Genomic DNA, 26,387 nt, shown 5'->3' on the forward strand with positions numbered 1-26,387 from the left:
CGGCACGCCCGCACCCCCACCCCACCCCCCACACCGTCCCGAAAGGCCCTTCCCATGAACAACGCCCTGGTGCGGACCGTGACGGCGACGGCCGTCGCCGCCCTCGCGGCCCTCTCCCCATGGGCCGCCGGACCCGCCTTCCCCGCGGCCCCCGCCGAGCCCGCGCCGTCCGCCGCCACCGTCCACATCATCGAGGTCAACGGCACCGAGGCCACCGAGGAGGCGGTCACGCGGCGGGCGCGCGAGATGACCGCCGCCCACGGCGGCACGCTGCGCCGGGTCTACTTCGCCGCCTCCCAGGCGTTCTCCGTGTCGCTGACCGAGGAGCAGAAGGCCGCCTACTACCGGGACCCCCGCGTCGACTCGATCTCCGCCGACCGCCTCTACCGGGTCGCCGGGGAGCACCGCCCCGCCCCGGCGCGGGCCGGCGCGCCCGCGGTGCCCGGCACGCCCGCGGGTTCCAGCGGGCCCGCGGCGTCCGGCGGGATCCAGATCGCCCCGCCCTCCTGGGGCCTGGACCGCGTCGACCAGCGCGACCTGCCGCTCGACCACCTCCACCGCATGCCGCACGGCTACGGCACCGGTGTGGACGTCTACGTCGTCGACACCGGCGTGCGCGTCACGCACCGGGAGTTCGCGGGCGGCCGGGCGCGCGGCGCCTACGACGCCGTCGAGCGGCGCGCGGGCGGCGACCGCGACTGCAACGGCCACGGCACCGCCTCGGCGGCCACCGCCGCCGGGCTGTGGACCGGCGTCGCCAAGGGCGCCACCGTGCGGTCGGTGCGGGCCTTCGGCTGCGACGGCACCGGCACGCTGGAGCACATCATGTCCGCGGTCGACTGGATCACCGCCCACGCCGACCGGCCCTCCGTGGTCAACCTCGGCTTCTCCGGCGAACCCGGCTCGGTCCTCGACCTCCAGCTCTACGAGATGACCACCCGGGGCATCGCCTACACCGCCGCGGCCGGCAACGGCGACGCGTCGGGCCGCGGCGTCGAGTCCTGCGAGACGACACCCGCCCGGCAGACCACCGCCATCACCGTCGCCGCCACCGACCGCGGCGACACCCGCCCGGCCTGGTCCAACTACGGCTACTGCGTCCACCTCTTCGCGCCCGGGACCGACATCACCACGGCCGACGCGCGCGGCGACGCCGCGTACACCAGTCTGACCGGCACGTCCGCCGCCACCGCCGAGGTGACCGGGGCCGCCGCCGTGTACCTGGCCCGGCACCCCTCCACGACGCCGGTCGAACTCGACCGGGCGCTCCGGTCCGCCGCCACCGAGGGCCGGATACGGGACGCGGGCCCGGACTCCCCGGACCTCCTGCTGTACACCGGCCCGTCCGGCGGCACGCGGCAGGGGGCCGACGGTGAGCGCTGACGTCCGTAACGTCCTCGTCATCGGCTCGGGCCCCGCCGGCTACACCGCCGCCCTCTACACCGCCCGTGCCGACCTGCGCCCGTTGGTGCTGCTCGGCGCCGCGGGCGGCGGCGCACTGGCCACCACCACCGAGGTGGAGAACTACCCCGGCTTCCCCGCGGGTGTGCGCGGGCCGGATCTGGTGGACGGCATGGCGGCGCAGGCGCAGCGGTTCGGGGCCGAGCTGCTCGGAGCGGAGGCGGTCGCCGTCGAGCTGACCGGCGACGTCAAGAGGGTCGTCGACGGCACGGGGCGCGAGCACCTCGCCCGGACCGTCGTCATCGCCACCGGGACGCGCGCCCGCACACTCGGCCTGCCCGGGGAGGCCGAACTGACCGGGCACGGCGTCTCCTCGTGCGCCACCTGCGACGGGTTCTTCTTCCGCGGCCACGACATCGCCGTGGTCGGCGGCGGCGACACCGCCCTGGAGGAGGCGACGTTCCTCAGCCGGTACGCCCGCACGGTGACGGTCGTCCACCGCCGGGACGAGCTGCGGGCCTCCAAGGTGATGCGGCGGCGCGCCTTCGCCGACCCGAAGGTCTCCTTCGCCTTCGAGCGGGAGGTGTCGGCCCTCCACGGGGACGCCCGCACGGGCCTGACCGGCCTGACCCTGCGGCACACGGCCACCGGGGCGACGGAGGAGCTGCCGGTCACGGGGCTCTTCGTCGCCATCGGCCACGATCCGCGCACCGAGCTGTTCACGGGCCGGCTCGCCCTGGACGCCGCCGGGTACGTGCGGGTGGAGGCCCCGTCGAGCCGCACCGGTGTGCCGGGGGTGTTCGCGGCGGGCGACGTGGCCGACCCCGTCTACCGCCAGGCCGTGACGGCGGCGGGCACGGGATGCGTGGCCGCGCTGGACGCCGAGCGGTACCTGAGCGGACTCGGCGACCGGGAGCTGTCCGCCCGGTACGGGGAGGCCGCCCTCCCGGGCACGGGGGCGTAGCCGCCCGCGCGCGGCCGGATGCGAACCCCCCGGGGAGGCCCCGCCCGGGATCCCCGCGGGCCGCCGCCCGCCCGGGATCTGCCGGAAGGGGAGCCCCGTACGGGCGGCGGCCCGTACGGGGCTCGCGCCGGAAACGTCCCGTCCAGGGGCTCGCCCCCACCAGGGGCAGCCCCCTAGGCACTGTCTGATAATTGATCTTGTGGTGGGTCGGGGTGAGTTGACGGATGCGGCATGGGAGCGGATAGCGCCCCTGCTGCCTGGTGTTGACGGTCGTGGTCGTCCTTGGCGGGATCACCGGCAGGTGATCAACGGGGTGTTGTGGCGGTTGCGGACCGGTGCTCCGTGGCGTGACCTGCCGGAACGCTACGGGCCGTGGCAGACGGTCTATGAACGGTTCGTCCGCTGGGAGGCGGACGGAACCTGGGCTCGCCTGCTCGAGCAGGCCCAGGTTCGCGACGACTCCGTCGGAGCCGTGGAGTGGACCGTGTCGGTCGACTCCACGATCAGCCGGGCCCATCAGCACGCCGCCGGTGCCCGCAAAAAGGGGCGGCGGCGGGGGACGAACTGGAAGATCCGGCACGTCCGTCGGCTGGCCAGGCGCTGGGCCGGTCCCGTGGCGGGCTGACCACCAAGCTCCACCTCGCCTGCGACGGCCGGGGCCTGCCCCTGGCTGTCGTCGTCACGCCAGGCAACGTCAACGACTCCACCGTCTTCGACACGGTCATGGACGAGCTGAGGGTGCCCCGGACCGGCGCCGGGCGCCCCCGCCTCAGGCCCGATGCGGTCGTCGCGGACAAGGCGTACTCGTCCCGGGCGATCCGCCAGTCCCTGCGACGCAGAGGCATCCGGGCAGTGATCCCTGAACGGGCGGACCAGAAGGCCAACCGTCTGCGGCGAGGGAAGGCCGGCGGCAGACCCCCGGCCTTCGACCGCGAGCTTTACAGGGCCCGCAACGTGGTCGAACGCTGCTTCAACCGCCTCAAGCAGTTTCGCGCGATCGCCACCCGCTTCGACAAACTCGCCACCCGCTACAAGGCCGGAGTCCACCTCGCCGCACTCATCCTCTGGCTCCGCGAACCCAACCAAGATCCTTTGTCAGACAGGACCTAGGGGAGCAGGCCCGCGCGGCGGGCGGCCACCACCGCCTCCAGCCGGGTGTGCGCGCCCAGCCGGCGCATCGCCGACCGCAGGTAGCCCTTCACCGTCTCCGGCCGCAGCCCCAGGCGCCGCGCCGCCTCCGCGTTGGTCGCGCCCGTCGCCACCGCCGCCAGCACGTCCACCTCCCGGGGCGCCAGCACCACCGGCGCCCCGCCGGGCGCCGCACCGGGCATCCCGCCCGGCGCCCCACCGGGGACCGCCCCGCCCGCCGCGGAGGCCAGCCGGCCGCACGCCGCCAGCAGCCGGTCCCGCACCTCCGGGTCGGCGATGTGCGGGGCCAGCGCGCGCAGCTCCCCGTGCGCCTCCCGCACGGCCTCCCACGCCCCGGGCCCGCCCCCCATCCCGCCCGCGCCGCCCGGGCCGCGCACTCCGCCCGTACCGGACACCGGGTCCGCGCCGCGGCGCGCCTCGTCCCGTACGACCAGCGCCTGCTCCATGTCGCGCGCCGCCGCCACCGCCGCGTCCAGCACCCGGTCGCCCAGCGGCTGCGGCGTGCGCAGCGCCCCGTACAGCACGGCCCGCACGTGGCGCCGCACCACCACCGGCACGGCCAGCACCGACCGCAGGCCCTCCGCGGCGACCGGCTCGTCGTACTCGTGGCTGATGTGGCGCGCCTCCGGGTAGTCCGTCACCGCGCACGGCCGGGCCAGCGCCATCGCCCGGCCGCCCAGACCGCCGCCGGGGCGGATCGCCAGCCCGCGCAGCACCTCCGAGGAGGTGCCGGACAGCTCCCCGATCCGCAGCGGCGCCCGCGGCCGCTCGTCGAGCAGCCCGCCGAACGCCACCGGCAGCCCCGTGGCCCGGCGCATCCGCAGCAGCGCCGTCCGCAGCTCCGCCGTGTCACTCCGCCGTTCACCCACGTGCACCGCTCCCGCCCCGCCGCTTCACCCCCGTACGGGGGTAGTGAGACCTGCGTCACCGATTACACGATGGCGCGAACCAGTCCCGCAATGAGGAGGACGCAGATGTCGGGTAGCGGCGCGACCGAGGAGTTCCGGGCCGCCCGGGACTTCCTGCTACGGCACCGGGAGGACTACGCGGCGGCGTACGCCGGGTTCACCTGGCCCCGGCCCGCCCGGTTCAACTGGGCGCTGGACTGGTTCGACGCCGTCGCGGAGGGCAACGACAGGACCGCGCTGCACATCGTGGAGGAGGACGGCACCGAGACGCGGCTCTCCTTCGCCGAGATGGCCGCCCGCTCCGCCCGCGTCGCCAACTGGCTGCGCGACACGCACGGCGTACGGGCCGGTGACCGGATCATCGTCATGCTCGGCAACCAGGCCGAGCTGTGGGAGACCGCCCTCGCGGCGATGAAGCTGCGGGCCGTCGTCATCCCGGCCACGCCGCTGCTGGGCCCCGCGGACCTGCGGGACCGGGTCGAGCGCGGCCGGGCCCGGCACGTGATCGTCCGCGCCGCCGACACGGCCAAGTTCGACGAGGTGCCGGGGGAGTACACCCGGATCGTCGTCGGCGGACCCCAGGCCCCGGGCACCCCGGACGCCCCGAGTACCCCGGGCGCCCCGGGGACGGACGTCCCGGGCGGGGGCGGCGCCGCGGGCGGCACCGGAGGCCGCGCCTCCCGATGGGCGCCCTACGAGGAGGCGTACGCCGCCTCGCCGGACTTCACCCCGGACGGCCCCACCGACCCCTCCGACCCCCTGATGCTCTACTTCACCTCCGGCACCACCGCCCGCCCCAAACTGGTGGAGCACACCCACACCTCGTATCCCGTCGGCCACCTCGCGACGATGTACTGGATCGGGCTCCGCCCCGGCGACGTGCACCTCAACATCTCCTCGCCGGGCTGGGCCAAGCACGCCTGGTCGAACCTCTTCGCGCCCTGGAACGCCGAGGCCACCGTCTTCATCCACAACTACACCCGCTTCGACGCCGCCCGCCTCATGGCCGAGATGGACCGGCACGGCGTCACGAGCTTCTGCGCGCCGCCGACCGTGTGGCGCATGCTCATCCAGGCCGACCTGAGCGCGCTGCGCACCCCGCCCCGCGAGGTCGTCGCCGCCGGCGAACCGCTGAACCCGGAGGTCATCGCGGCCGTGCGGCGCGCCTGGGGGGTCACCGTCCGCGACGGCTTCGGGCAGACCGAGACGGCCGTGCAGATCTCCAACAGCCCCGGCCAGCCCCTCAAGCCGGGTTCCATGGGACGGCCCAGCCCCGGCTTCCGCGTCGAACTGCTCGACCCCGCCACGGGCCGGCCCGGCGCCGACGAGGGGGAGATCGCCCTCGACCTGTCGGCCGCCCCCGTCGGGGTGATGGCCGGCTACCACGGCGACCCCGGCCGCACCGCGGAGGCGATGGCGGGCGGGTACTACCGGACCGGCGACATCGGCTCCCGCGACGCCGACGGCTACCTGACGTACGTGGGGCGCAGCGACGACGTCTTCAAGAGCTCCGACTACAAGATCTCGCCCTTCGAGCTGGAGAGCGCCCTCCTCGAGCACGAGGCCGTCGCCGAGGCCGCCGTCGTCCCGGCCCCCGACCCCCTCCGGCTCACCGTGCCCAAGGCGTACGTCGTCCTCGCCGACGGCTGGGAGCCCGGCCCCGACACGGCGAAGGCGCTGTTCGCCCACGCCCGGACGGTCCTCGCCCCGTACAAGCGGGTCCGGCGCATCGAGTTCGCCGAGCTGCCCAAGACCGTCTCCGGCAAGATCCGCCGCGTCGAGCTGCGCCGCCTCACCGAGCAGGGATCGACCGCCGAGTACCGCGAGGAGGACTTCCGATGACCGTCCCGTCCGCGCCCGTTCCCTCCGCCCGCCTCTCCTACGCGCACGGCACCGGCGGCACGCCGCTGCTCGGCCACACGATCGGCGCCGACCTGGCCCGCGCCGTGGAGCGCTTCCCCGACCGGGAGGCGCTGGTCGACGTGGCGTCCGGGCGCCGCTGGACGTACGCCGCGTTCGGCGCCGCCGTGGACGAGGTGGCCCGCGCCCTCGTCGCGTCCGGCGTGGAGCGCGGCGACCGGGTGGGCATCTGGGCCGTCAACTGCCCGGAGTGGGTGCTCGTCCAGTACGCCACCGCCCGCGTCGGCGCCGTCATGGTCAACATCAATCCCGCCTACCGCGCCCACGAGCTGGCCTACGTCCTCAACCAGGCCGGGGTCCGCCTCCTCGTCGCGTCCCTGGCCCACAAGGCGAGCGACTACCGGGCGATGGCCGAGCAGGTCCGGGGCGACTGCCCGGCGCTGCGCGAGACCGTCCACATCGGCGACGCCTCCTGGGACGCGTTCCTCGCCCGCGCCGCCCCCCACCACGCGGCGGAGGTCGCCGCCCGCGAGGCGCTGCTCTCCTGCGACGACCCGGTCGACATCCAGTACACCTCCGGCACCACCGGCTTCCCGAAGGGTGCCACCCTCTCCCACCACAACATCCTCAACAACGGCTTCTTCGTGGGGGAGACGCTCGGCTACACCGAGCACGACCGGATCTGCCTGCCGGTGCCGTTCTACCACTGCTTCGGCATGGTCATGGGGAACCTCGCGGCCACCTCCCACGGGGCGTGCGTCGTCATCCCCGCGCCCTCCTTCGACCCGGCCGCCACCCTGCGCGCCGTCGAACAGGAGCGCTGCACCTCCCTCTACGGGGTGCCCACCATGTTCATCGCCGAGCTGGACCTGCCCGACTTCGCCGCGTACGACCTCTCCTCCCTCCGCACCGGGATCATGGCCGGGTCTCCCTGCCCGGTGGAGGTGATGAAGCGGGTCGTCGCCGAGATGAACATGGCGGAGGTGTCCATCTGCTACGGCATGACGGAGACCTCGCCGGTGTCCACGCAGACCCGCCGCGACGACGACCTGGAGCGCCGCACCTCCACGGTCGGCCGCGTCCTGCCGCACGTCGAGGTGAAGATCGTCGACCCGGTCGGCGGCGCCACCCTGCCGCGCGGCGAGGCGGGCGAGCTGTGCACCCGCGGGTACGGGGTGATGCTCGGCTACTGGGACGACCCGGAGCGCACCGCCGAGGCCGTCGACGCCGGCCGCTGGATGCACACCGGCGACCTGGCAGTGATGCGCGAGGACGGCTACGTCCAGATCGTCGGCCGCATCAAGGACATGATCATCCGGGGCGGCGAGAACATCTACCCGAGGGAGATCGAGGAGTTCCTGTACGGCCATCCGAAGGTGGCGGACGTGCAGGTCGTCGGCGTCCCCGACGAGCGCTACGGCGAGGAGGTCCTGGCCTGCGTCATCCCGCGCGACCCGGCCGACCCGCCGACGTACGAGGAGCTGGCCGCCCACTGCCGCGACCGGCTCGCCCACTACAAGGTCCCGCGCCGGGTGGAGATCCTGGACGCCTTCCCGATGACGGTGAGCGGCAAGGTGCGCAAGGTGGAGCTGCGCGAGCGGTACGGCAGGCGCCCCGACTGACCGGCCGCCCCTCAGCGCAGGTCGCGGCGCATGCAGACACGCGGCCAGCGGTCCAGGCCGTGGTCCGCCTCCGCGCGCCGGATCGCGCGCAGCCCGTCGGTCAGCTCCGTGTCGGCGAGCACCCGGAAGCCGAGCCGCGCGTAGTACGGGGCGTTCCACGGCACGTCCGTGAAGGTCGTCAGGGTCAGCGCCGGCACGCCGCGGGCCGTCGCGTCCGCCGCCAGCTCCTCGATCAGGGCGCGGCCCAGGCCCCGGCGGGCGGCGTCCGGGTGGACGGTGACCTGCTCGACGTGGGCGGCGCCGTCCACCTCGTCCCAGACCAGGTAGGCGACGGGGCGCCCGGCCCGCTCCGCGACGCGGGCGCGGCCGGCCGCCCGGTACGCCTCCAGGGTCTCCAGCGGCGGGGGGTCGTCGTCGGCGACGGCGGCCATGCCGAGCGCCCGGAACGGCTCGCCCGCCGCGCGCTCGATCTCCTGGAGGAGCGGCAGGTCCTCGGGGCGGGCGGATCGCAGGAGCATCGCTCACGCCCCCCGTGCGAGGAGGTCGTCGGCAGGGCTGTTCACGGGCTGCGGGGTGCCGGTGAGGTCCATGACGAACAGCGGCAGGCCGACGCCGTCCGCACGGGCACGGGACCGGTCCTCGTACCCGGCGAGGGAGAAGTAGACGGCGACGGAGGAGGAGGCCAGCCCCTCCAGCCACAGGCACTCGACGGCGCGCAGCGGCACGGGGCGGGTGGTCGGGTCGACCTGCGCCACCAGCCCCGGCCCGCGCAGCTCGACGGCGGGCGACATGGACGAGCGCCGCTCCTCTGGCTGGACGACGTCCCGGAAGCCCAGCCACCGCAGGTACAGCGCGGCGGCCGTCACGACGTCGCGGGCGGTGCGGATGGTGACGGGGTTGAAGGAGGGGCGGACGGCGGCGTGCGGGCCCGGCTGCGGGGCGGCGGCCCGCACGCCGGACAGGCCCGTGGCCGAGGCCGTGGCGCCGCCCGGCCCCGCGGGCGGCTCGGCGGCCGGGTCGGCGGGGGCACCGGGACCGGAGCCGGGCGCGGCCGGTACGGGGCCCGAGGGGCTGCCGGACGCGGGCCCGCTCCGCGCACCCGTCGCGGGCGTGCCGGAGCGGGGCGCAGCGGGTGCGGACGTGCCGGACGCCTCGCCGCTCGGGACGGCGGGGCCGGAGGCACCGGCGCGGGAGGCGCCGTGGCCGGGCGCGCCGCCCACCGCGCCGCCCACCGCGCCGTTTACCGGGCAGCCCGGTGCGGCGGGCGCGGGCGTGGGCGCGCCGGGTGCCTGGCCCGGCCTGCGGCCCGCCCCGCCGGTGGTCGCGCCCGGTACCGGTCCGCCGCCCGGCGCCTGGCCCGGCACCGTACCGGCCGTGCCCCCGCGAGCGGCCCCGCCGCCACCGGTGCCCGGCACCGGCCGGTGCGGCGAGGCGGCCGTGGTCACCGGCCGGACGGGCACGCGCAGCACCGTGCCGCACGGGCAGCCCAACTCCGGCTGCGGCCACTGGTCCTGCCGCCCGCACGATCCGCACCGCACGGTCACCCACTCGTCGGTCCAGGTGCGGTGCGTGATCGGCTCGGGCGGCGCGCCGCGCATCAGCGGAGGTGTGACCGGCGCCCCGCAGGCGCACGGGTACACGGGTGGCGTGTACGCGTGCGCGCGGCGGCAGACCGGGCAGCGCACCGGCACGTTCTCTCCCACGGCGATCGCCCCCTTCGTTTCGCCGCCCATCGTCCACCACCGGCCGGGGGTTGGCGAGGGCATTCAGCCACGCCTTGACGGGTTCCGGCACCCGATCCGCCCTCGCTTTCCCATGACGGATCTCTTCTTCCGCAGAACGGAAGGGCGTGTGGGTCAAGGCTTCCGGACCATGTGCCGGAGCCCGACCCGGCCGAGCGGGGGAACGCGCTCACGTTCCGAAGGGCCGCCCCAGCGACGGAAGTTGAGCGTCCAGTCGCCAGGGCGGCTGCCGGGGCGCCGGACGAGGCGGGGGCATGGGCTCCACACTCCCGCCCGCCACGTCGACCGCGCTCCCCGCGCGGACGCCGGGGCCACCGCCGCCCGCCCCGTCGGCGCCGCCGTGCGCGGCGGTACGTCCTGCCTGGTGGGCGCCGGCAGGCCACCGGCCTTCCCCGGGCCATCGCTGACGAGATTCCGCCCCTCCGTGCCCCCTCCGCCCGCCCGGCCGGGCGGGCGGACGCCCCCGCCCGAACCCACCGGGAACGGGGCCGTTCCCTGCCATGGCGGCGCGATGGCGGGGTAGGCGTATCCACATGACCGACATCGTGGACGCGGACGAACTGCTCCGCCGGCTCCGGGCCGCCCGTGACTGGGCCAGAGGCGAGGAGCGGCGGGCCCCCGACGAGGTGACGGCGACGGCCTACCGGGCGGTCCGCAGGGTCCTCGAACGCCTCGTGGACCCCAGCCACCCGAGCCCCTCCTGACCCGCGCCGCCTCGCCGCGCGCCGCCCGCGCCGCCACGCCCGGCGCGCGGCGCGGTGCCTGCGCACACCCTTCTCCGGGGCATCCCGAACCCGGCGCGGCCCCCGGCGCCCGGCGCAGCGCAGCCCTCCGGCCGGAAGCGCTCGGCCTGCGGCAGCACCCCGTCAGGCCCCGGACCAGCCCATCAGGTTGCTGAACAGCTCGGCCTGCTCGATCGCGTCGTCCAGGGCGTGGTGCGTGTGCCGCCGCCGCGAGAGCAGCCCCGCGGGCATCGTCCGCTTGGCGACCGACCGCAGCGGCACCCGCGCCTTCGCGGCGTACAGGGTCTTCATGTCCAGGCAGCCCGAGTGCCCGAACGGGCTCTCGCCGGTGAACCGCATCAGGTACCAGTACAGGAACATCCAGTCGTACGCCGCCGGATAGCCGCACATCACCGGCTGGGCGCCCCGGCTCACCTCCCGCACCCACGCGGTGAACTCCCGCATGGCCGCCTCCGGTTCGTCCCCCTCCACGAGCAGCCGCTCCCGGTCCAGGCCGCTCACGGCCAGCGCCTCGGGCACGAACTCCCCGCCGGAGGGCCGAAGCTCCCGGTAGAAGGTCGCGGCCTCCGGATTCGCCGCCACGTATCCGCCCGCGTCCTGCCGCCCGGCGACGGCGGCACCGAGGCTCAGCATCGAGTACGGGCCCGGGATCGGCCCGTCGGCCTCGATGTCCACGGAGATGTACAGACTGGGGCGCACACGCTGGACCATGCCGCGGAGCATCCCACGCCCCGGCCTCCCGCCCCACCCGATTTCCCGCGTCACCGCCCGCCGCCGCCACCGCCCCCGCCCCCGCCCATCCGCCGCCCGCACTCCTCGGCCAGCCAGGGATACGCCGACGCGATCGCCGCGTACACCCGGTACCGCAGCAGCCGCTCCGCCTCCGCCCGCCCGGACGCGGCGAACAGCCCGTCCAGCAGAGCGTCGTACGACCGCAGCGCGTTCCGCAGGTAGCCGACCTGCCACCGCGCCAGGGAGGCGCCCGCCCCGTCGCCCGTCCCCGCCCCGTCGTCGGCCCCGGCCCCGCCCACCTCCCGCCGATACCGCACCGCGCGCCGCTCCAGCTCGGCGGGCGGCAGGACCGGCACCCGGATCGGCTCGGCCCGCAGCGTCGCCAGCACGGCCCGCCGCCTGCCCTCGGCCGCCACCCGTGGCCCCGCCAGTCCGGCCACCCCGCCGGCCCGCGCGCACACCGCGAACTCCCGCGCCCGCTCGACGGCCTCCACCCGCGCCAGCAGGTACAGCCGCACCGGCGCGCCCACCGCCTGCCGCGGACTGCGCCCCTGCACGTCAGGCAGCCCCAGCAGGTCGCGCACCATCCCGTCGGTCCACCCCCGCGACCGCAGGCCCTCCAGCGACACGAACGTCGCACGGTCCGTCATGACACCCCCCGGATTCGGTCACTCTCCGTGACGAATCCAGTGAAGCGCACCCCACTGACAACGGCCCCGGAACCGCGCCCGCGGAGTGTGGCGCGGGACCGCCCGCCTCCGGTCCCGTACAAGAAGGCGCCCCGCCGCCGGATCGCGACCGGCGGCGGGGCACCAACGTGACCGAAGCGGTCAGGCTTCCTTGGTGTACGCCACGAAGGACGCCCAACGGTCGCTGCCGAACGACAAGGACGGTCCCGCCGCGTGCTTGGAGTCCCGAACGTTCACGCTGCCCCGGTGGGAGGCCACCTCCACGCAGTCCCCACCCTCGCCGCTGCTGTAGCTGCTCTTGAACCAGCGCAGTTCTATGTCAAGTGCCGTGTCCCTGCTCACAGTTCTCCTAGCAACTTCTCGATGAAGGCCATCGACTCTCGCGGGGTGAGAGCCTGGGCCCGGATGATTCCATACTGCGCCTCGATCTCTCGGACTGGCTTGCGGTCGATGTGGAGGCGGCTCACATTCTGCACCTCGACGTAGGCCACTCTGCGGCCGTCCATCGTCTCCATCAGTGTGAACGGACCACTGAGCCCGGCGTGGTCCTCGCGGTCCAGAGGCATCACCTGGAGCTCCACGCTCCGCTTCTCGCCCATGAGCATGAGGTGTTCCAACTGACCCCGCAGGACGGATCTGCCGCCGATGGGGCGCCGCAGCACCGCTTCCTCCATCACGAAGCTCATCAGAGGCACAGGCCAGCGCGAGAAGATCTCCTGGCGTGCCATTCGCGCAGCTACGCGCTGCTCGATCGTCTCCTCGTCAAGTAGCGGACGGCGCCTGGTGAACACGGCCCGCGCATAGTCCTGTGTCTGTAGCAGTCCCTTGACCACATGTGTGTCATACGCGTGCAGCTCGACCGCCTGCGCCTCCACCCGCGCGGCGTCCCGGAAGAAGCTCGGGTAGCGGACGCGCGCCACCTCCTCCTTCCGCGCCGCCAGGACGCCCCTCGCCTCCAGCACCTCGTCGGCCTTCTCGACCAAGTGCTCCTTGGGGATGCGGCGGCCCTGTTCGACCGACGCGACCAGGGCCTCGCTGTACCCGAGCCGTCCTCCGAGCTCCGCCTGCGACAGTCCGGCCAGCGTCCTGAAGATCTTCAGCTGCCTCCCGAAGGACCTCAGGACCTCGGTCCCCGCGTCGTCCCCGTCGTGCTCGCCGCTGTCCGTCGGTCCCTCGGGCCGACGTTCCTCCGTCATGCTCCCCACCTCCGTTTGACCGTCGCAGGAGTAACGGATCGACGCCCCGACAGGCCACGCCCCGTACCCGTACAGCGACCTTCCGTACCTGCGGTCCTGCTGGTGGGGACACGCACCAGCCAAGATCCTCATAGGCATGACGACCGAGACCCGCCCTCCCACCGCCGGTACCGTCCGCGACTTCGCGATGCGGTTCACCTCGACTCCGCGCGGCGCCCGCCTCGCCCGCCGGCTGACCTCGCACCGGCTGCACGAGTGGGGCCACCCCTACGACGGCTCCGTCAACGAGTCCATGACGCTGATCACCGCGGAACTGGCCGCGAACGCCGTGCGCCACGGCCACGTACCGGGACGGGACTTCGCGCTGCGGCTCCTGGCGGCCGCGACGTTCGTCCGTGTCGAGGTCACCGACACCCGCACGGAGCGCCGGCCGTCGCCGGACCGGCCCCGCCGACCGGAACGGGACGAGGAGTCCGGCCGCGGCCTGTACCTCGTCGCCGAACTCGCCGACCGGTGGGGCGTCGTGCCGCGCACCGGAGCACCCGGCAAGTCGGTGTGGGCGGAACTCGACGTCACCATCGTCTGACGGGTGGGGCGGCCCCGTGCCCCCTCACCGCAGACGCCCCAGGTCCGCCTCCGTGTCGACGTCGTACGGTTCCGCCACGTCGTCGCACGGCACCAGGGCGACCTCCGCCGCGTGCGCCCGCAGGTAGGTCCGCGCGCCCCGGTCGCCCTCCGCGCCGTCCGCCACGTCCGCCCAGCGGGCCGCCCCCAGCAGCACCGGGTGCCCGCGACGCCCCCCGTACGACGCCGCGGCCAGCGAGCCCGGCCCGCGGTACGCGCCCACCAGCCGTGCCACCGCGCCGGCGCCGATCCCCGGCTGGTCCACCAGTGTCACCAGGGCGGCGCCCGCCCCGCTCCCCGCCAGCGACGCCAGCCCGGCCCGCAGCGACGAGCCCATGCCCCGCTCCCAGTCCCGGTTCTCCACCACCACGCACCCCGACAGGTCGGCCCGCTCCCGGACCGCTCCGGCCGCCGCGCCCAGCACCACGTGGACCGCCCCGCACCCCCCGGCCCGCAGCGCGCCCACCGCGTGCTCGACGAGCAGCCGCCCCCGGTGCTCCAGCAGCGCCTTGGGCCGCCCCCCGAGCCGCCGCCCCCCGCCCGCCGCGAGCAGCAGGCCGGCGACCGGCGCCGAAGCGGTCGCGGCCCCCCGGTTGTCGTACGCGTGTGTGCCGTCCACGGTCCGTGCATACCGCACCGCGCCCGCGCGTGGAGCCGGGACGCACCGCTTGGATAGGGTTCGGGGTCCGGCACGGCCCGTGCCGGAGACACAAGTACCGCACACCGCAGGCGCGGTGAGTTCTTCTCAGGAGACATGGATTGATGAGTGGTGGTCAGCACCATCGGGGGACCGTCTTCCAGCCGCTGGAGGAGGACGACCCGCGCTCCGTCGCGGGGTACCGGCTCGCGGCGCGCCTCGGCGCGGGCGGCATGGGCAAGGTCTACCTGTCGTACACGCCCGGCGGCCGTCCCGTCGCCATCAAGGTGATCCGCCCCGACTTCGCACAGGACGCCGAGTTCCGGCGGCGCTTCGCCCAGGAGGTGCAGGCCGCCCAGCGCGTCCAGGGCCTCTACACGGCGCCGGTCATCGACGCCGACACCGACGCCCGCGAACCGTGGCTCGCCACCGCCTACGTCCCCGGCCCCTCCCTCGCCGACGCCGTGCAGAGGCACGGCCCCATGCCCGTCGACACGGTGCTGCTGCTCGTCGCGGGCATCGCGGAGGCCCTCCAGGTCATCCACGGCGCCGGCATCGTCCACCGCGACCTGAAGCCCGGCAACGTCCTCCTCGCCTCCGACGGCCCGCGCGTCATCGACTTCGGCATCGCCCGCGCCGCCGACGCCACCTCGCTCACCAGCAGCGGCGTCACCATCGGCACCCCGTCGTTCATGGCGCCCGAGCAGGCCGCGGGCAGCACGGTGACGCCCGCGACGGACGTGTTCGCCCTCGGGCAGGTCGCCGCGTACGCCGCGCTGGGCAGCCCCGCCTTCGGCGAGGGCACCTCGCACGGGGTGCTCTACCGCATCGTGCACGAGGAGCCGTCGCTGGACGGCCTGCCCGAGCAGCTCCGGGAGCTGGTCGGCCGCTGCCTGGAGAAGGACCCAGCCGCCCGGCCGGCCGTCGCCGAGGTCCTGACGCTGTGCCACCGGGCGAGCGACCAGACCGCGCTGCGCCGCCCCGAGGAGTGGCTGCCCGGCGCCGTCGCCGCCGACATCACCACGCGGGCCGCCGCGCCCGCCCCGGCCGCCGCCACGACCCCGCCCCCGCCGGCCGCCCCGCCCGCCGGGTCCGCGCCCGGCCCCGCCGGGCAGGTCCCGGGCGCGGCGCAGGCGCCCGCCGCGGGCCACGCCACGCCGCCGCCCACCCACCCGGCCACCGCGCACGCCGCGCCGCCCGCCCCGCCGCAGGGCTTCGGCCCGCCGCCCGCCATGGGCCCCGGCCACGCCCCCACGCCCCCGCCGCAGCCGCACCCCTACACCCACCCGGTGGTCGGCGCCGCGCCGTACGGTCCGGGGGCACCCGGCGCGCCGGTCCCGCAGGCGCCCGCGCCCGCGCCGAAGCGGAAGTCGCGCGCCGCGCTGGTCGCCGTCGCCGCGATCGTCGCCTTCGCCGTCGCGGGCGGCGCCACCGCCTACGCCCTCCTCAAGGACAGCGGCAAGGAGGACCGCGCCGGCCGGACGCAGGACGCCTCCTCCGGCACGCCGAAGCCCGCCACGGAGACGGACACCGCCGGTCAGGGCGACGGCGCCCCGGCCGGCGACAGCACCGGCGCGGACGCGGGCGCGGACGGCGGCGAGGCGTCGCCCAGCGCCCCCGCCGACCCTCCCGCCGCCCCGCCCGAGCCCGTCGAGTACAAGGGCATCGACCTGACCGAGGGGTACGAACTCACCCTCGCCGACGACCCGTTGAAGCCCAAGCGGGAAGGCGGCGACATCGACTACGGCACGTCCGGCCTCTCCACCTCCGACGGCGGACGCCTCGTGATGCTGCGCAACGGACAGGCGGGCACGCTGGAGACCTGCCTCAACGAGACGCGGTACACCCGCTACATCCGCGACTCGCAGATGACCAAGGGCTCCCGCGTCTGCCTCCAGAACGGCGCCGGGGACGTCGCGCTGCTGACGGTCCTCGGCTTCTCGCCCGAGTCCGACCCGAGCGACTACATCACCCTCGACGTGACGGTGTGGCGGGGCGCGATGGACGTGGAGCAGCCCAGCTGACGGCCGGCCCTCGCGTATGCCGGGCGGGGGCGGCGCGGACCCCGCACCGCCCCCGTACCGGCACCGGTCCGGCCCCCGTACCGCACCCGCAGGGGTACCGCACCGGCAGGCGTACCGCCCGGCCGTTTGAGCCGGAGCACGGCAGTCGTCACACGGGCAGGATCCTCGTCGCCGTCACGCCGCCGGCCGGAGGCGGCCGGTTGAGCAGCGAGTCCGCGACCGCGACGGCGGACGGGGCGAGCCGGGTCCCACCGTCGTCGACGTCCCAGAGCGCGTTCTGCAGCAGCCGTCCCAGAGTCCAGCCGGTCGCGCGTGCGCGGTCCAGCCCGAGGACCTCGGTGAGCAGGTCGAAGCGCCGCCGCACGATGCGGGGGGTGTCGCCCTTCGCCACGACGTCGTCCCACCTGCTGTCCAGGGCGGGCCACAGATCGAATCCCGGGTCGCCGGCGAGTGGCTCGGGGTCGACGGCGATCCACGGTTCGCGCTGTGCGGCGAGGACGTTGCCGTAGTGCAGATCCCAGTGCAGCATCCGCTCCCCGGGCTCACCGGCCAGTTCGGCCACCGCCGAGGCCCAGCTCCGCACGCGCCGCCGGTCGGCCGAATCCGCCAGCGCCATCACCGCCCGGGGGACTTGGTCCAGCATCTCGGAGGCGACGTCGCCGAGACCGCGCAGACTCCGGGGCGCGGGCACTGCGACCAGCCGCGCGAGAAGCTCGGCGAGGGTGCTCATCGCCACGTCGTCATCGCTGACCGAGGCCAGGGTTCTGGCGCCGTCCAGGCGTTCCAGCAGCATGCTGCTGCTCGTGGGATCGTGGTCGAGCAGTCGCACCATCCCCTTGCCGTTCCAGGTGCGAAGGCCGATCAGTGCGGCGGTGGTCTCCTCTCTGGGCATCTGGAGTCTGAGCACCGCGGGCGCGCCGTCGGGGCGCAGCACGGGCAGCACCAACGAGGACTCTCCGGCTCGCGCGGGGCCGTCCCGTTCCAGATCCCAGCGTTCCAGCATGCTCGCCGCCAGAGCCGGCAGTCCGGCGATCCAGGCTCTCCCGTCCTCACCGAAGCCCGAGGCGTACGACGCCGCGAGGTGATGCGGGACCTCGGATGCCTCCAGCCTGCTCACGTCGAGCCTCCTTCCGCGCGGGGAACCGGGGTCGCGCCGCAACCTACCGGAGGCCGACGGGCGGGCCGCCGCCGCGGCGCACCGGCCGTCGTCCGGCTCTGCCCGTGGCAACCGCCGTGCTCCCGTGACAGCCGATGCACCGCGGCCCACTACCTCGGCAGGCGTACGGCCGCCCCCCGCCGGGCCCGCGTACGGCCGCCCCCCGCCGGGCCCGCGTACGGCCGCCCCGCCCGGCAGGCGTACGACCGCCCCGCCCGCGGGCCGGGCGGGCTACCGCAGCAGGCCCCTCGCGCGGGCCTCCGCCACCGCCGCCGTCCGCGACTCCACCGACAGCTTCGCGAAGACGTGCACCAGGTGCGACTTGACCGTCGCCTGGCTGAGGAAGAGCCGCTTGCTGATCTGCTGGTTCGACAGCCCCTCCGCGACCAGTCCCAGCACCTCCAGCTCGCGCCGCGTCAGCGCCTGCGCGGGAGCCCGCAGCCGGTGCATCAGCCGGTGCGCGACCGCCGGGGCCAGCGCGGAGCGCCCCGCCGCCGCCGTGCGCACCGCCGCCGCCAGCTCCTCCGGCGGGGCGTCCTTGAGCAGGTAGCCGCTCGCCCCCGCCTCCACCGCCGCCAGGATGTCGGCGTCCGTGTCGTACGTCGTGAGCACCAGCACCCGAGGCGCCCCGCCGCCCCGCCCGGTGATCGCGGCCGTCGCCTCCGAGCCGTGCATGCCGTCCGGCCCGAAACGCAGGTCCATCAGCACCACGTCCACCCCGCCCGCCGCCGCCCGTTCCACGGCGGCCTCCGCGGTGGCGGCCTCGGCGACCACCTCGAACCCGGGCTCGGATTCCAGGACGGCGCGCAGACCCGCCCGTACGACGGGGTGGTCGTCCGCCAGCAGCAGCCGTACCGTCATGCCGCGGCCCCCGGCGGCAGGAGCGGCAGCGTCACGGCCAGGGCCGTGCCCTGGCCGGGCGCCGACTCCACCGTGAAGGTGCCCCCCAGCGACTCGGCGCGCGCCCGCATGGCCGGCAGCCCGAAACCGCCGTCCGCCGACGGCACCCGCGCCGCCGGGTCGAAGCCGCTCCCGTCGTCCACCACGTCGAGCGTCACGGACTCGTCCATGAAGGTCAGGGTGACCTCGGCCCGCCCGGCCGCCGCGTGCCGCACCGTGTTGGCCAGCGCCGACTGGGCGATCCTCAGCAGGGCCACCTCGTACGGGGTGGGCAGCGGCACGGGCGTCCCGCTCAGCGAGAACCGCACCCGGGGCCCGCCCCCGGCGGCTCCGACCGCCGGCACCGCACCCACCGGAGCCCCACGGTCCGGAGCCCTGCCGTCCGGTACGCCGCCGTCCGGCGCTTCCCGTCCGGGCGCCCCGCCGTGCGGTGCCGAGCCCTCCGGACGTACGCCCTCCGCAGCCGCACCGGGGCCCGCGACCGCAGCCGTGTCAGGGCCCGCGACCGGAGCCCTGCCCGGGGCCCCGGTCGGCGCCGCGCCGGACGCGGCGCCCGGCGCGCAGAGCCGTTCCAGCGCCGCGACCAGGGAGCCCTGCTGGAGGTCCGGCGGGGTCAGGGCCCGGACGAAGCGGCGCGCCTCGGCGAGATTGCCCTGCGCCTCCTCGCGGGCCCGCTCGATGTGGGCGGCGGCGGGGGAGCCGGGCGGCAGGGCGCGCTCGGCGGCGCGCAGCAGCAGCTGGATGGACGACAGGCCCTGGGCGAGCGTGTCGTGGATCTCGCGGGCGAGGCGCTCCCGTTCGGCGAGGGTGCCCGCGTGGCGCTCGGCGGCGGCCAGCTCGGCGCGGGTGGACACCAGCTCGTCGATCAGCCGCCGCCGCCGCTCGTTCTCCCGGTACAGCGCCTGGTACCCGAGGACGGTCGCCACGGCGAAGGCCGCCCCCAGCGGCGGCCCGACGAAGACGCCGGGGTTCACCGACGCCCCGTGGCCCACGTACGCGAGGACCGCTGCCGCCGCCGTCGCCGCGACCGCCGGGAGCGCCCGCCGCACCGGGAGCAGGTGCAGCTGGAGGAAGTACAGCGGGAAGGCCACCCACAGGGCGTCCGGCGTCAGCACCAGCAGCCCGATCCACGCCGCGCACAGCCCGCCCAGCCACACCGAGGCCGCCCGGCGCGAGGTGCGCACGGAGCGGAGCGCGGGCCCCGCCGCGTACACGGCGCCCACCAGGGCCGACGCGCCGGCGACCGCCGCCGCGCGCGCCGCGTCCCCGGCTGCCGCCGCCCGTACCGCCGCGAGCGCCAGCAGGCCCGCCATCAGCAGGTGCAGCCCGAGCCGCAGGACGCGCGGCGCGGGCGTACGGCCGGGGGCCTCGGGGGAGCGCGCCCCGCCGGGGCCGGGGCCGACGGCAGGGGTGGCGCCGGGGTCCGGGGCGGGGCCGACGGCCTCGCGACCGGCGGCGTCGGTGCCGGGCCGGGCCGCGGGCGGGGCGGCGGCGCCCCGGTCCGCGCGGCGCGGCACGGAGGCGCGCGGCTCCGCGGAGTGAGGCTCCGCGGACTGGGGCGAAAGGAGGTGCGGCGAAGGGGGGTGCGGCGAAGGGGGGCGGGGCGCGGCGGCACGGGGACCGGCGGGGTGGGGCGCGGAGTCGTGCGCGGTGGTGCGGGGATCCATGGCCCGTCCAGGGTAGGCGGCGCGCGCGGGTGACGCCTCAACCGAAAGTTTGACGCGGTGGCCGCCCGTGGCGCGATGCCGGGGGGCCGGGGCGGCGGCCAGGCTGGGGGCATGTTCGTGGCATGGAGAGATCTGCGGTTCGCCAAGGGGCGGTTCGCACTGATGGGCACGGTGATCGTTCTGATCACCCTGCTGGTGGGGTTGTTGTCCGGGCTGACGGCCGGGCTCGCGCGGGAGAACATCTCGGCGGTGACCGGGCTGCCGGCCGACCGGCTGGCCTTCGCGGCGCCGCCGGCCGGCCGGGAGGTGTCGTTCACCGCGTCCGCGGTGCCCGAGCGCGCCTGGCGGACCTGGGCGGAGCGGCCGGGGGTGACGGCCGCCGAGCCGGTGGGGATCAGCACCCTCAACGCGGTCGCCGGCGAGGGGGAGCGCGCCGCCGCGGTCTCCGTGTTCGGTACGCGCCCGGCCGCTGGGATCGCCCCCGAGAGCGGCCTGCTGTCCGCCGGGCGCGCGGTCCTGTCCCGCTCGGCCGCCGAGGAGCTGGGCGTCCGGGAGGGCGACGAGGTGCGGCTGGGCGCGCAGCTGCGGGTGACCGTCGCGGGGGTCGCGGGCGACGCCTCGTACAGCCACACGCCGGTCGTCTGGACGCACCTCGACGACTGGCAGGGCCTCGCGGGGCCCGCCGCCGAGGGCACCTCGGCGACGGTCGTCGCGCTGCGCGGCGGCGACGGCGTCGACTACGCGGCCGGGGACCGGGCCGCCGGCACCGCGAGCCGGACCGTCGAGGAGGCCCTGGGCGCCATAGCGTCGTACCAGGCCGAGAACGGCTCGCTCCAGCTCATGCGCGGCTTCCTCTTCGTGATCTCGGCGCTGGTGACGGGCGCGTTCTTCACGGTGTGGACCATCCAGCGCAGCGGCGACATCGCCGTGCTGAAGGCGCTCGGGGCCTCCACGCCCTACCTGCTGCGCGACGCGCTGGGGCAGGCCGTGGTGATGCTCGGCGCCGGCACGCTGCTGGGCACGGGCCTCGCGGCGGCGCTGGGGGCGCTGGTCAGCGGCGGCGACGTGCCCTTCGTCCTGGAGCCGCTGACCGTACTGGGGCCGGCCGCCGTGATGATCGCGCTGGGCGTGCTGGGCGCGGCCCTCTCCATCCGGCGGATCACCGCCGTCGACCCTCTCACCGCGCTGGGGAGCGCCCGATGAGCCTGCTTCTGGACGATGTGACCCTCACCTACCCGGACGGCGACGGCCGGCTGACCGCGCTGGACGGGGTGGGGCTGAAGGTGGCCGGGGGAGACCTGGTCGCGGTGGTGGGCCCGTCCGGGTCCGGCAAGTCGAGCCTGCTGGCCGTGGCGGCGACGCTGGTGACGCCGGACCGGGGGCGGGTGGTCGTGGACGGTGTCGACACCGGCACGCTGGACCGGGCGGGCAAGGCGACGCTGCGGCGGGAGCGGATCGGCATCGTCTTCCAGCAGCCGAACCTGCTGCCCGCGCTGACGGCGGTCGAGCAGGTGCAGGTCATGGCGCACCTGGCGGGCCGGGGGCGCGGCGGTGGCCGGGGCCGGGCCCGGGCGGCCGGGGACGCGGCGCGACGGCGGGCCATGGAACTGCTGGACGCGGTCGGGCTGGCCGCCGAGGCGGGGCGGCGGCCCCACCAGCTGTCCGGCGGCCAGCGGCAGCGCGTCAACATCGCGCGGGCGCTGGTGAACGAGCCGGGGGTGCTGCTGGTGGACGAGCCGACCAGCGCGCTGGACCGGGAGCGCGGCGAGGCGGTGGTGGGCCTGCTGGCCCGGCTGGCGCGGGAGCGCGGCGCGGCGACGCTGCTGGTCACCCACGACCCGACCCATCTGGGTCACGCCACCCGCACGGTCACGGTCCGCGACGGGCGCCTGACGGCGGCCTGAGGCCGGCCCGAGGGCGCGGGGAGGGGGCCGGGAGGGCCGGGGCCGCCGGGGCCGGGGCGCGCGGGGGGCTGGATCCCGCCGACCAACGACGCAAGGGAGGGGGCCGGGTCCGGTCGGCCGGGGGGCGCCGAACGGCCGGGCGTCCCTCCTCCCCCCGCCGCCGGTCCGCCACCGAGGGACGGCCGGGCGGCGGGACGGGAGGCGCGGCCCGGCGGCGCCACGGAGGGGAGCGGAGGGGAGGCGTCCGGTCGGGCGGTCAGCCGCGGGCCGACGCCGTGGTGAGAGCCGCCGACAGGTCGCGGGCGACCTCCAGGAGCACGGGGACGATCTTCTCCGTCGCCGCCTCCGTCACCCGCCCGGCCGGGCCCGAGATGGAGATCGCCGCCGGCGTGGGCGCGTCGGGCACCGGTACCGCGAGGCAGCGCACCCCCATCTCCTGCTCGTTGTCGTCCACCGCGTACCCCGCCGCGCGCACCTGCTCCAGCGCCGCGAGGAAGCCGTCCGGCGTGGTGATGGTCCGCTCCGTGGCCGCGGGCATGCCCGTACGGGCGAGGAGCGCGCGCACCTCCTCCGGCGGGGTGTGCGCGAGCAGCGCCTTGCCCACGCCCGTCGAGTGCGGCAGCGCCCGCCGCCCGACCTCGGTGAACATCCGCATCGAGTGCTTCGACGGCACCTGGGCGACGTAGACGATCTCGTCGCCGTCGAGCAGGGCCATGTTCGCGGTCTCGCCGGTCTCCTCGACCAGCCGCGCCAGGTACGGGCGGGCCCAGGTGCCGAGCAGGCGGGAGGCGGACTCGCCGAGGCGGATCAGGCGCGGGCCGAGGGCGTACCGCCGGTTGGGCTGCTGGCGGACGTAGCCGCAGGCGACGAGGGTGCGCACCAGCCGGTGGATGGTGGGCAGCGGCAGCCCGCTGGCGGCGGACAGCTCGCTCAGCCCGACCTCGCCCCCGGCGTCGGCCATCCGCTCCAGGAGGTCGAAGGCGCGCTCGAGGGACTGCACGCCGCCCGTGCCGCCCGCGGGCTTGGGGGCGGCGTCGGTGGTGCTGGCGCTGGACGGCGGCACGTCAACGGTCCTTTCGAGGCGGACGGACAAGGCAGCAGCCTACCGGGCCCCTTGGCCGGTCGGGGCGCCGACGGCGGGGCATCCCCGCCGGTCAGAGCCGCCGCGACGGCAGGCCGGCCGCCCGGCGATGAGTTCCGGGCGACCGCGGGGTCTGCCCTGGTGACGGAACGGAGAACCGACGAAGGGCACCGCCATGGCACGCCTCACCCTCACCGCCTTCCTCACCCTCGACGGCGTCATGCAGGCCCCCGGCGGCCGCGACGAGGACCGCAGCGGCGGTTTCGACCACGGCGGCTGGCTCGTCCCCTTCGCGGACGAGGACATGGGCCGGTTCGTCACCGAGGTCTTCGACCGCGCCGGCGCCTTCCTCCTCGGACGCCGCACGTACGAGATCTTCGCCTCGTACTGGCCGCGGGTCACCGACCCCGGGGACCCGATCGCGAGCCGCCTCAACACCCTGCCGAAGTACGTCGTGTCCCGCACCCTCGCGAAGGCCGACTGGCACAACACCCACCTGGTCGGCGACGACCTCGCCGAGACCGCCGCCCGGCTCGGGGAGCGCTCCGGCCCCGAGGTGCAGGTCCACGGCAGCGCCCGGCTCGCACAGGGCCTCATCGCCCGGAACCTGCTGGACGAGCTGAACCTGCTGGTCTTCCCGGTCTTCCTCGGCAAGGGCCGCAGACTCTTCCCGGAGGGCGGCGCCCCGACGGCGTACGAGCTGACCGGGCACCGCACCACGTCCACCGGGGCGACCATCCAGACGTACCGGCCGACCGGCCCCGCGGAGTTCGGCACCTTCGCCCTGCCGGAGTGACCCCGGCGGGGCCGGACGCCCTGCCGGAGTGACCCCGGCGGGGCCGGACGCCCTCCCGGAGTGACCCCGGCGGGGCCCGACGCGATGCGGGAGCGACCCCGGCGGGGCCGGACGCGATGCGGGAGCGACCCGGGAGGTACGTCCCCCGCCCCGCGTGCCGCCGCCGCGCCGCCACTCGCCGCACGGCGCCCCTCACCCCCGCCCGCCCTCCCGGTCGGCCGTCATCAGCAGCCCGAAACCGGTCACGGCCAGCAGCACGTGCGCGAACAGCGGGGAGTCCCGCAGCAGCGGCAGGTGCTCCACCACCACCCGCGTGACGCCCATGAAGGCGAACCACCCGTCGGTCAGCTCCCGGACCACGCCCACGCCGCCCACCACGAGCAGCGCCGTGCCCAGCACTTCGAGAATCCTCTTCACGGGGCCGATCCTCCGGCAGCACCCTCCACCGGCGCTTCCGACCTCCGGATGTCCCACCGGTCCGGAGGTCGACACCCGTCCGACCGGCGCGGGTCCGCTCCCCGCCACCGGAGTCGAACCCCGGTGTCCCGAAGTCCCCATCCCGCTACCGAAGTCCACCCCGGCCCTACCGAAGTCCACACCTCGCCCACTTCGGTAGCCGGACCGCCGCGCGGAGGCGTCCGCGCGGGCGGGGCCGTCTAGCGTGGAGCGCGTGACACACGCGGAGTACCCCTGGCTGCTTCCCTCCGACCTGGCGCGGGCGGCCGACCCCGACCCCCGCGGCGGGCGCCGCCGCCGTACCGTGCGGGACTGGGCCGTCGACACGCTGGCGTTCGCCTTCGCGTGCCTCGTCGGGATCGCCGTCGTCCACAACAGCCGCCAGATCAACGAGTCGGACGCCGTCGTCCTCGCCGACGAGATCCTGGGCGCCGTCGCGTGCCTGCTGCTGTGGGCGCGCCGAGGGCGCCCCGCCGCGACCGCCGTCGCCGCGTCCGTCATCGGCATCGTCACCCCGGCCACCGGCGGCGCCGTGGTGGTCGCCGTGTTCGGCGCGGCCGTACGGCTGCCGCCCCGGCGCCTCGCCGCCGTCGCGGGCGCGGCCTTCGTGTGCAGCACCCTCCAGGGGTTCCTCCGCCCCGACCCCGAGATCGACGGGGTCGTCAACCTGGTCGTCAATCTCGTCATGCTGCTCCTGGCCACCGGCTGGGGCATGCTCGTCCGCTCCCGCCGCCAGCTCGTCGCCGCCCTGCGGGAGCGGGCCCGCCGCGCCGAGACGGAGGCCGGGCTGCGCGCCGAGCAGGCGCAGCGGGCCGCCCGCGAGGCCATCGCCCGCGAGATGCACGACGTGCTCGCCCACCGGCTGACCCTGCTCAGCGTCCACGCGGGCGCCCTGGAGTTCCGCCCGGACGCGCCGTCCGCCGAGGTGTCCCGCGCGGCGGGGGTGATCCGCGACAGCGCCCACGAGGCGCTCCAGGACCTGCGCCAGATCATCGGCGTCCTCCGGGCGCCCGGCGATGCCGACGGCGCGGGAGGGAACCGGCCGCAGCCCACCCTCGCCACGCTCGACGCGCTGATAGCGGAGTCCCGAGAGGCCGGGACCGCCGTGACCCTCGACACGGACGTCCCGGACCCCGCCGCCGTCCCCGCCGCGACCGGCCGCACCGTGTACCGCATCGTGCAGGAGGGCCTCACCAACGCCCGCAAGCACGCCCCCGGCGCCCGTGTCGACGTCCTCGTGCGGGGCCGCCCCGGAGACGGGCTCACCGTCGACGTGCGCAACACCGCGCCCCCGGGGCCGGTTCCGCACGTGCCCGGGTCCGGACAGGGGCTCATCGGGCTGTCCGAGCGCGCCACCCTCGCCGGGGGCCGGCTCAGGCACGGTCCGGGTGCGGGCCCCGGCGGCGGCTTCGCCGTCCACGCCTGGCTACCGTGGCCCGCATGACCATCCGGCTGCTCGTCGTCGACGACGACCCCCTCGTCCGCGCGGGACTCTCCCTGATGCTCGGCGGCGCCGACGACATCGAGATCGTCGGCGAGGCCGCCGACGGCGCCGAGGTGCCCCGGCTCGTGGACCGCCTCGCCCCGCACGTCGTGCTCATGGACGTCCGCATGCCGGGCGTCGACGGGCTCACCGCGACGGAGCGGCTGCGGGCCCGGCCCGGCGCCCCCGACGTGGTCGTCCTCACCACCTTCCACGCCGACGAGCAGGTCCTGCGCGCCCTGCGGGCCGGAGCCGCCGGATTCGTCCTGAAGGACACCCCGCCCGCCCAGATCGTCGACGCCGTGCGGAAGGTGGCCGCCGGCGACCCGGTGCTCTCCCCGGCCGTCACCCGCCAGCTCATGACCCACGTCGCCGGGGCGGCGCCCGGCCCGGCGGTACGGGAGGACGACCGGCGCACGGCCGCCGCGCGCCGTCTGGCGGAGCTCGCGGAGCGGGAGCGGGAGGTCGCCCTCGCGGTCGGCCGGGGCGCCTCCAACGCGGAGATCGCCGCCACGCTGTACGTGTCGGTGCCCACCGTGAAGGCCCACGTCTCGCGGGTCCTCGCGAAGCTGGGCCTCAACAACCGGGTGCAGATCGCGCTGCTCGTCCACGACGCGGGCCTTCTCGACGGCGACGGCGCGCCCTAGGCTGCG

25 protein-coding genes and 1 pseudogene are annotated in these 26,387 nt (G+C 76.2%); 13 read left to right on the top strand and 13 right to left on the bottom strand.

The annotated features are described in order from the left end of the window. Positions 1-54 precede the first annotated feature (54 nt). From CP974_RS25715 to CP974_RS25725, 3 genes are all read left to right on the top strand, one after another. Positions 55-1,383 carry a S8 family peptidase gene (locus tag CP974_RS25715; RefSeq protein WP_051839016.1) on the top strand — a complete coding sequence of 443 codons (1,329 nt, stop codon included), beginning with the start codon at positions 55-57 and terminating at the stop codon, positions 1,381-1,383. After that, positions 1,373-2,365: a thioredoxin-disulfide reductase gene (gene trxB / locus CP974_RS25720; protein WP_031129202.1), complete on the top strand. Its 993-nt coding sequence runs from the start codon at positions 1,373-1,375 to the stop codon at positions 2,363-2,365. The genes CP974_RS25715 and trxB overlap by 11 nt, the downstream gene beginning before the upstream one ends. Before the next feature lie 202 nt (positions 2,366-2,567). Next, positions 2,568-3,475 (top strand): IS5 family transposase gene (locus CP974_RS25725; RefSeq protein WP_107066988.1). Its coding sequence is split into 2 segments (ribosomal slippage): positions 2,568-2,913 and positions 2,913-3,475, totalling 909 coding nucleotides; the frame shifts between segments, so codons are not numbered across the junction. Here the strand turns inward: CP974_RS25725 and CP974_RS25730 are convergent. Continuing rightward, positions 3,472-4,332 (bottom strand): helix-turn-helix transcriptional regulator, encoded by an 861-nt coding sequence (locus CP974_RS25730; protein ID WP_051839027.1) that lies wholly within the window; start codon positions 4,330-4,332, stop codon positions 3,472-3,474. The two genes, CP974_RS25725 and CP974_RS25730, sit on opposite strands and share 4 nt — an antisense overlap. A 156-nt stretch (positions 4,333-4,488) precedes the next feature. Between CP974_RS25730 and CP974_RS25735 the strand changes: the two genes are divergently transcribed. Then, positions 4,489-6,264, top strand: coding sequence for an AMP-binding protein (locus CP974_RS25735; protein WP_031129197.1), 1,776 nt, complete (start codon positions 4,489-4,491; stop codon positions 6,262-6,264). Beyond that, positions 6,261-7,904, top strand: a complete 1,644-nt coding sequence (locus CP974_RS25740) for an AMP-binding protein (protein ID WP_031129196.1) — start codon at positions 6,261-6,263, stop codon at positions 7,902-7,904. The genes CP974_RS25735 and CP974_RS25740 overlap by 4 nt, the downstream gene beginning before the upstream one ends. A gap of 11 nt (positions 7,905-7,915) precedes the next feature. Here CP974_RS25740 and CP974_RS25745 read toward each other — a convergent pair whose 3' ends face one another. Next, positions 7,916-8,422 (bottom strand): GNAT family N-acetyltransferase, encoded by a 507-nt coding sequence (locus CP974_RS25745; RefSeq protein ID WP_037936788.1) that lies wholly within the window; start codon positions 8,420-8,422, stop codon positions 7,916-7,918. A gap of 894 nt (positions 8,423-9,316) precedes the next feature. Further along, positions 9,317-9,637, bottom strand: a pseudogene (locus CP974_RS31070) (hypothetical protein); the annotation flags it as partial. 542 nt (positions 9,638-10,179) lie between these two features. Between CP974_RS31070 and CP974_RS29795 the strand changes: the two are divergent. Then, positions 10,180-10,350 (top strand): hypothetical protein, encoded by a 171-nt coding sequence (locus tag CP974_RS29795; RefSeq protein ID WP_162887743.1) that lies wholly within the window; start codon positions 10,180-10,182, stop codon positions 10,348-10,350. Between the two features lie 162 nt (positions 10,351-10,512). Here the strand turns inward: CP974_RS29795 and CP974_RS25760 are convergent, their stop codons facing one another. The 4 genes from CP974_RS25760 to CP974_RS25775 form a co-directional block, all read right to left on the bottom strand. Beyond that, positions 10,513-11,100: a 3'-5' exonuclease gene (locus CP974_RS25760; protein ID WP_031135998.1), complete on the bottom strand. Its 588-nt coding sequence runs from the start codon at positions 11,098-11,100 to the stop codon at positions 10,513-10,515. A gap of 50 nt (positions 11,101-11,150) precedes the next feature. Continuing rightward, complete coding sequence (locus tag CP974_RS25765; protein ID WP_051839990.1) at positions 11,151-11,771, bottom strand: hypothetical protein; 621 nt, start codon at positions 11,769-11,771, stop codon at positions 11,151-11,153. Positions 11,772-11,951: 180 nt separating this feature from the next. Further along, positions 11,952-12,152: a DUF397 domain-containing protein gene (locus tag CP974_RS25770; protein WP_031136002.1), complete on the bottom strand. Its 201-nt coding sequence runs from the start codon at positions 12,150-12,152 to the stop codon at positions 11,952-11,954. Then, on the bottom strand, positions 12,149-13,006 hold the full coding sequence (locus CP974_RS25775; protein WP_031136004.1) for a helix-turn-helix domain-containing protein: 858 nt from the start codon (positions 13,004-13,006) through the stop codon (positions 12,149-12,151). Before CP974_RS25775 ends, CP974_RS25770 begins: the two co-directional genes overlap by 4 nt. A 136-nt stretch (positions 13,007-13,142) precedes the next feature. Here CP974_RS25775 and CP974_RS25780 point away from each other — a divergent pair, with 136 nt between their 5' ends. Then, the gene (locus tag CP974_RS25780; RefSeq protein WP_031136006.1) at positions 13,143-13,592 is read left to right on the top strand and encodes an ATP-binding protein; all 450 of its coding nucleotides are present in this window, start codon (positions 13,143-13,145) and stop codon (positions 13,590-13,592) included. A gap of 24 nt (positions 13,593-13,616) precedes the next feature. Here the strand turns inward: CP974_RS25780 and CP974_RS25785 are convergent, their stop codons facing one another. Next, positions 13,617-14,186 carry a nucleotidyltransferase family protein gene (locus CP974_RS25785; protein WP_031136008.1) on the bottom strand — a complete coding sequence of 190 codons (570 nt, stop codon included), beginning with the start codon at positions 14,184-14,186 and terminating at the stop codon, positions 13,617-13,619. Positions 14,187-14,392: 206 nt separating this feature from the next. Here CP974_RS25785 and CP974_RS25790 point away from each other — a divergent pair, with 206 nt between their 5' ends. Further along, a complete protein-coding gene (locus tag CP974_RS25790; protein WP_150485864.1) occupies positions 14,393-16,291 on the top strand; it encodes a serine/threonine-protein kinase in 1,899 nt (632 codons plus the stop codon). A 148-nt stretch (positions 16,292-16,439) separates the two neighbouring features. Here CP974_RS25790 and CP974_RS25795 read toward each other — a convergent pair whose 3' ends face one another. The 3 genes from CP974_RS25795 to CP974_RS30510 all read right to left on the bottom strand — a co-directional run bounded on the left by CP974_RS25795 (position 16,440) and on the right by CP974_RS30510 (position 19,660). Further along, entirely contained in the window at positions 16,440-17,408 is a 969-nt protein-coding gene (locus tag CP974_RS25795; RefSeq protein ID WP_051839959.1) for an aminoglycoside phosphotransferase family protein, read from the bottom strand. Between the two features lie 270 nt (positions 17,409-17,678). Next, positions 17,679-18,308, bottom strand: a complete 630-nt coding sequence (locus CP974_RS25800; protein ID WP_031135792.1) for a response regulator — start codon at positions 18,306-18,308, stop codon at positions 17,679-17,681. After that, a complete protein-coding gene (locus CP974_RS30510; RefSeq protein WP_051839965.1) occupies positions 18,305-19,660 on the bottom strand; it encodes a sensor histidine kinase in 1,356 nt (451 codons plus the stop codon). The genes CP974_RS25800 and CP974_RS30510 overlap by 4 nt, the downstream gene beginning before the upstream one ends. A 465-nt stretch (positions 19,661-20,125) precedes the next feature. On the opposite strand from CP974_RS30510, the gene CP974_RS25815 reads away from it, so the two are divergent. Continuing rightward, the gene (locus CP974_RS25815; protein ID WP_031135184.1) at positions 20,126-21,217 is read left to right on the top strand and encodes an ABC transporter permease; all 1,092 of its coding nucleotides are present in this window, start codon (positions 20,126-20,128) and stop codon (positions 21,215-21,217) included. Continuing rightward, positions 21,214-21,918, top strand: a complete 705-nt coding sequence (locus CP974_RS25820; RefSeq protein ID WP_031135183.1) for an ABC transporter ATP-binding protein — start codon at positions 21,214-21,216, stop codon at positions 21,916-21,918. Before CP974_RS25815 ends, CP974_RS25820 begins: the two co-directional genes overlap by 4 nt. 256 nt (positions 21,919-22,174) lie before the next feature. Here CP974_RS25820 and CP974_RS25825 read toward each other — a convergent pair whose 3' ends face one another. Then, complete coding sequence (locus CP974_RS25825; RefSeq protein ID WP_031135181.1) at positions 22,175-22,981, bottom strand: IclR family transcriptional regulator; 807 nt, start codon at positions 22,979-22,981, stop codon at positions 22,175-22,177. Positions 22,982-23,174: 193 nt separating this feature from the next. Here CP974_RS25825 and CP974_RS25830 point away from each other — a divergent pair, with 193 nt between their 5' ends. Beyond that, positions 23,175-23,795, top strand: a complete 621-nt coding sequence (locus CP974_RS25830; RefSeq protein ID WP_031135179.1) for a dihydrofolate reductase family protein — start codon at positions 23,175-23,177, stop codon at positions 23,793-23,795. 192 nt (positions 23,796-23,987) lie between these two features. Here CP974_RS25830 and CP974_RS25835 read toward each other — a convergent pair whose 3' ends face one another. Continuing rightward, a complete protein-coding gene (locus CP974_RS25835) occupies positions 23,988-24,212 on the bottom strand; it encodes a hypothetical protein (protein WP_031135177.1) in 225 nt (74 codons plus the stop codon). Between the two features lie 253 nt (positions 24,213-24,465). Here CP974_RS25835 and CP974_RS25840 point away from each other — a divergent pair, with 253 nt between their 5' ends. Together CP974_RS25840 and CP974_RS25845 are read left to right on the top strand one after the other, a co-directional pair. Next, positions 24,466-25,695 (top strand): sensor histidine kinase, encoded by a 1,230-nt coding sequence (locus CP974_RS25840; RefSeq protein ID WP_031135175.1) that lies wholly within the window; start codon positions 24,466-24,468, stop codon positions 25,693-25,695. After that, on the top strand, positions 25,692-26,381 hold the full coding sequence (locus CP974_RS25845; RefSeq protein ID WP_051839877.1) for a response regulator transcription factor: 690 nt from the start codon (positions 25,692-25,694) through the stop codon (positions 26,379-26,381). The genes CP974_RS25840 and CP974_RS25845 overlap by 4 nt, the downstream gene beginning before the upstream one ends. The last annotated feature ends 6 nt before the right edge of the window (positions 26,382-26,387 follow it).

Origin of the sequence: Streptomyces fradiae ATCC 10745 = DSM 40063 (genome assembly GCF_008704425.1) — a bacterium.
GTDB lineage: Bacteria > Actinomycetota > Actinomycetes > Streptomycetales > Streptomycetaceae > Streptomyces > Streptomyces fradiae.

Excerpts from the sequence above, each read along its gene's own strand:
- CP974_RS25730 (WP_051839027.1), bottom strand. The coding sequence starts at position 4,332 with ATGCGCCGGGCCACGGGGCTGCCGGTGGCGTTCGGCGGGCTGCTCGAC.
- CP974_RS25820 (WP_031135183.1), top strand. The coding sequence starts at position 21,214 with ATGAGCCTGCTTCTGGACGATGTGACCCTCACCTACCCGGACGGCGAC.
- CP974_RS25745 (WP_037936788.1), bottom strand. The coding sequence starts at position 8,422 with ATGCTCCTGCGATCCGCCCGCCCCGAGGACCTGCCGCTCCTCCAGGAG.
- CP974_RS25765 (WP_051839990.1), bottom strand. The coding sequence starts at position 11,771 with ATGACGGACCGTGCGACGTTCGTGTCGCTGGAGGGCCTGCGGTCGCGG.
- CP974_RS25735 (WP_031129197.1), top strand. The coding sequence starts at position 4,489 with ATGTCGGGTAGCGGCGCGACCGAGGAGTTCCGGGCCGCCCGGGACTTC.
- CP974_RS25775 (WP_031136004.1), bottom strand. The coding sequence starts at position 13,006 with ATGACGGAGGAACGTCGGCCCGAGGGACCGACGGACAGCGGCGAGCAC.
- CP974_RS25800 (WP_031135792.1), bottom strand. The coding sequence starts at position 18,308 with ATGACGGTACGGCTGCTGCTGGCGGACGACCACCCCGTCGTACGGGCG.
- CP974_RS25815 (WP_031135184.1), top strand. The coding sequence starts at position 20,126 with ATGTTCGTGGCATGGAGAGATCTGCGGTTCGCCAAGGGGCGGTTCGCA.
- CP974_RS25830 (WP_031135179.1), top strand. The coding sequence starts at position 23,175 with ATGGCACGCCTCACCCTCACCGCCTTCCTCACCCTCGACGGCGTCATG.
- CP974_RS30510 (WP_051839965.1), bottom strand. The coding sequence starts at position 19,660 with ATGGCGGGCCTGCTGGCGCTCGCGGCGGTACGGGCGGCGGCAGCCGGG.
- CP974_RS25790 (WP_150485864.1), top strand. The coding sequence starts at position 14,393 with ATGAGTGGTGGTCAGCACCATCGGGGGACCGTCTTCCAGCCGCTGGAG.
- CP974_RS25760 (WP_031135998.1), bottom strand. The coding sequence starts at position 11,100 with ATGGTCCAGCGTGTGCGCCCCAGTCTGTACATCTCCGTGGACATCGAG.
- CP974_RS25740 (WP_031129196.1), top strand. The coding sequence starts at position 6,261 with ATGACCGTCCCGTCCGCGCCCGTTCCCTCCGCCCGCCTCTCCTACGCG.
- CP974_RS25845 (WP_051839877.1), top strand. The coding sequence starts at position 25,692 with ATGACCATCCGGCTGCTCGTCGTCGACGACGACCCCCTCGTCCGCGCG.
- CP974_RS25715 (WP_051839016.1), top strand. The coding sequence starts at position 55 with ATGAACAACGCCCTGGTGCGGACCGTGACGGCGACGGCCGTCGCCGCC.
- CP974_RS29795 (WP_162887743.1), top strand. The coding sequence starts at position 10,180 with ATGACCGACATCGTGGACGCGGACGAACTGCTCCGCCGGCTCCGGGCC.
- CP974_RS25780 (WP_031136006.1), top strand. The coding sequence starts at position 13,143 with ATGACGACCGAGACCCGCCCTCCCACCGCCGGTACCGTCCGCGACTTC.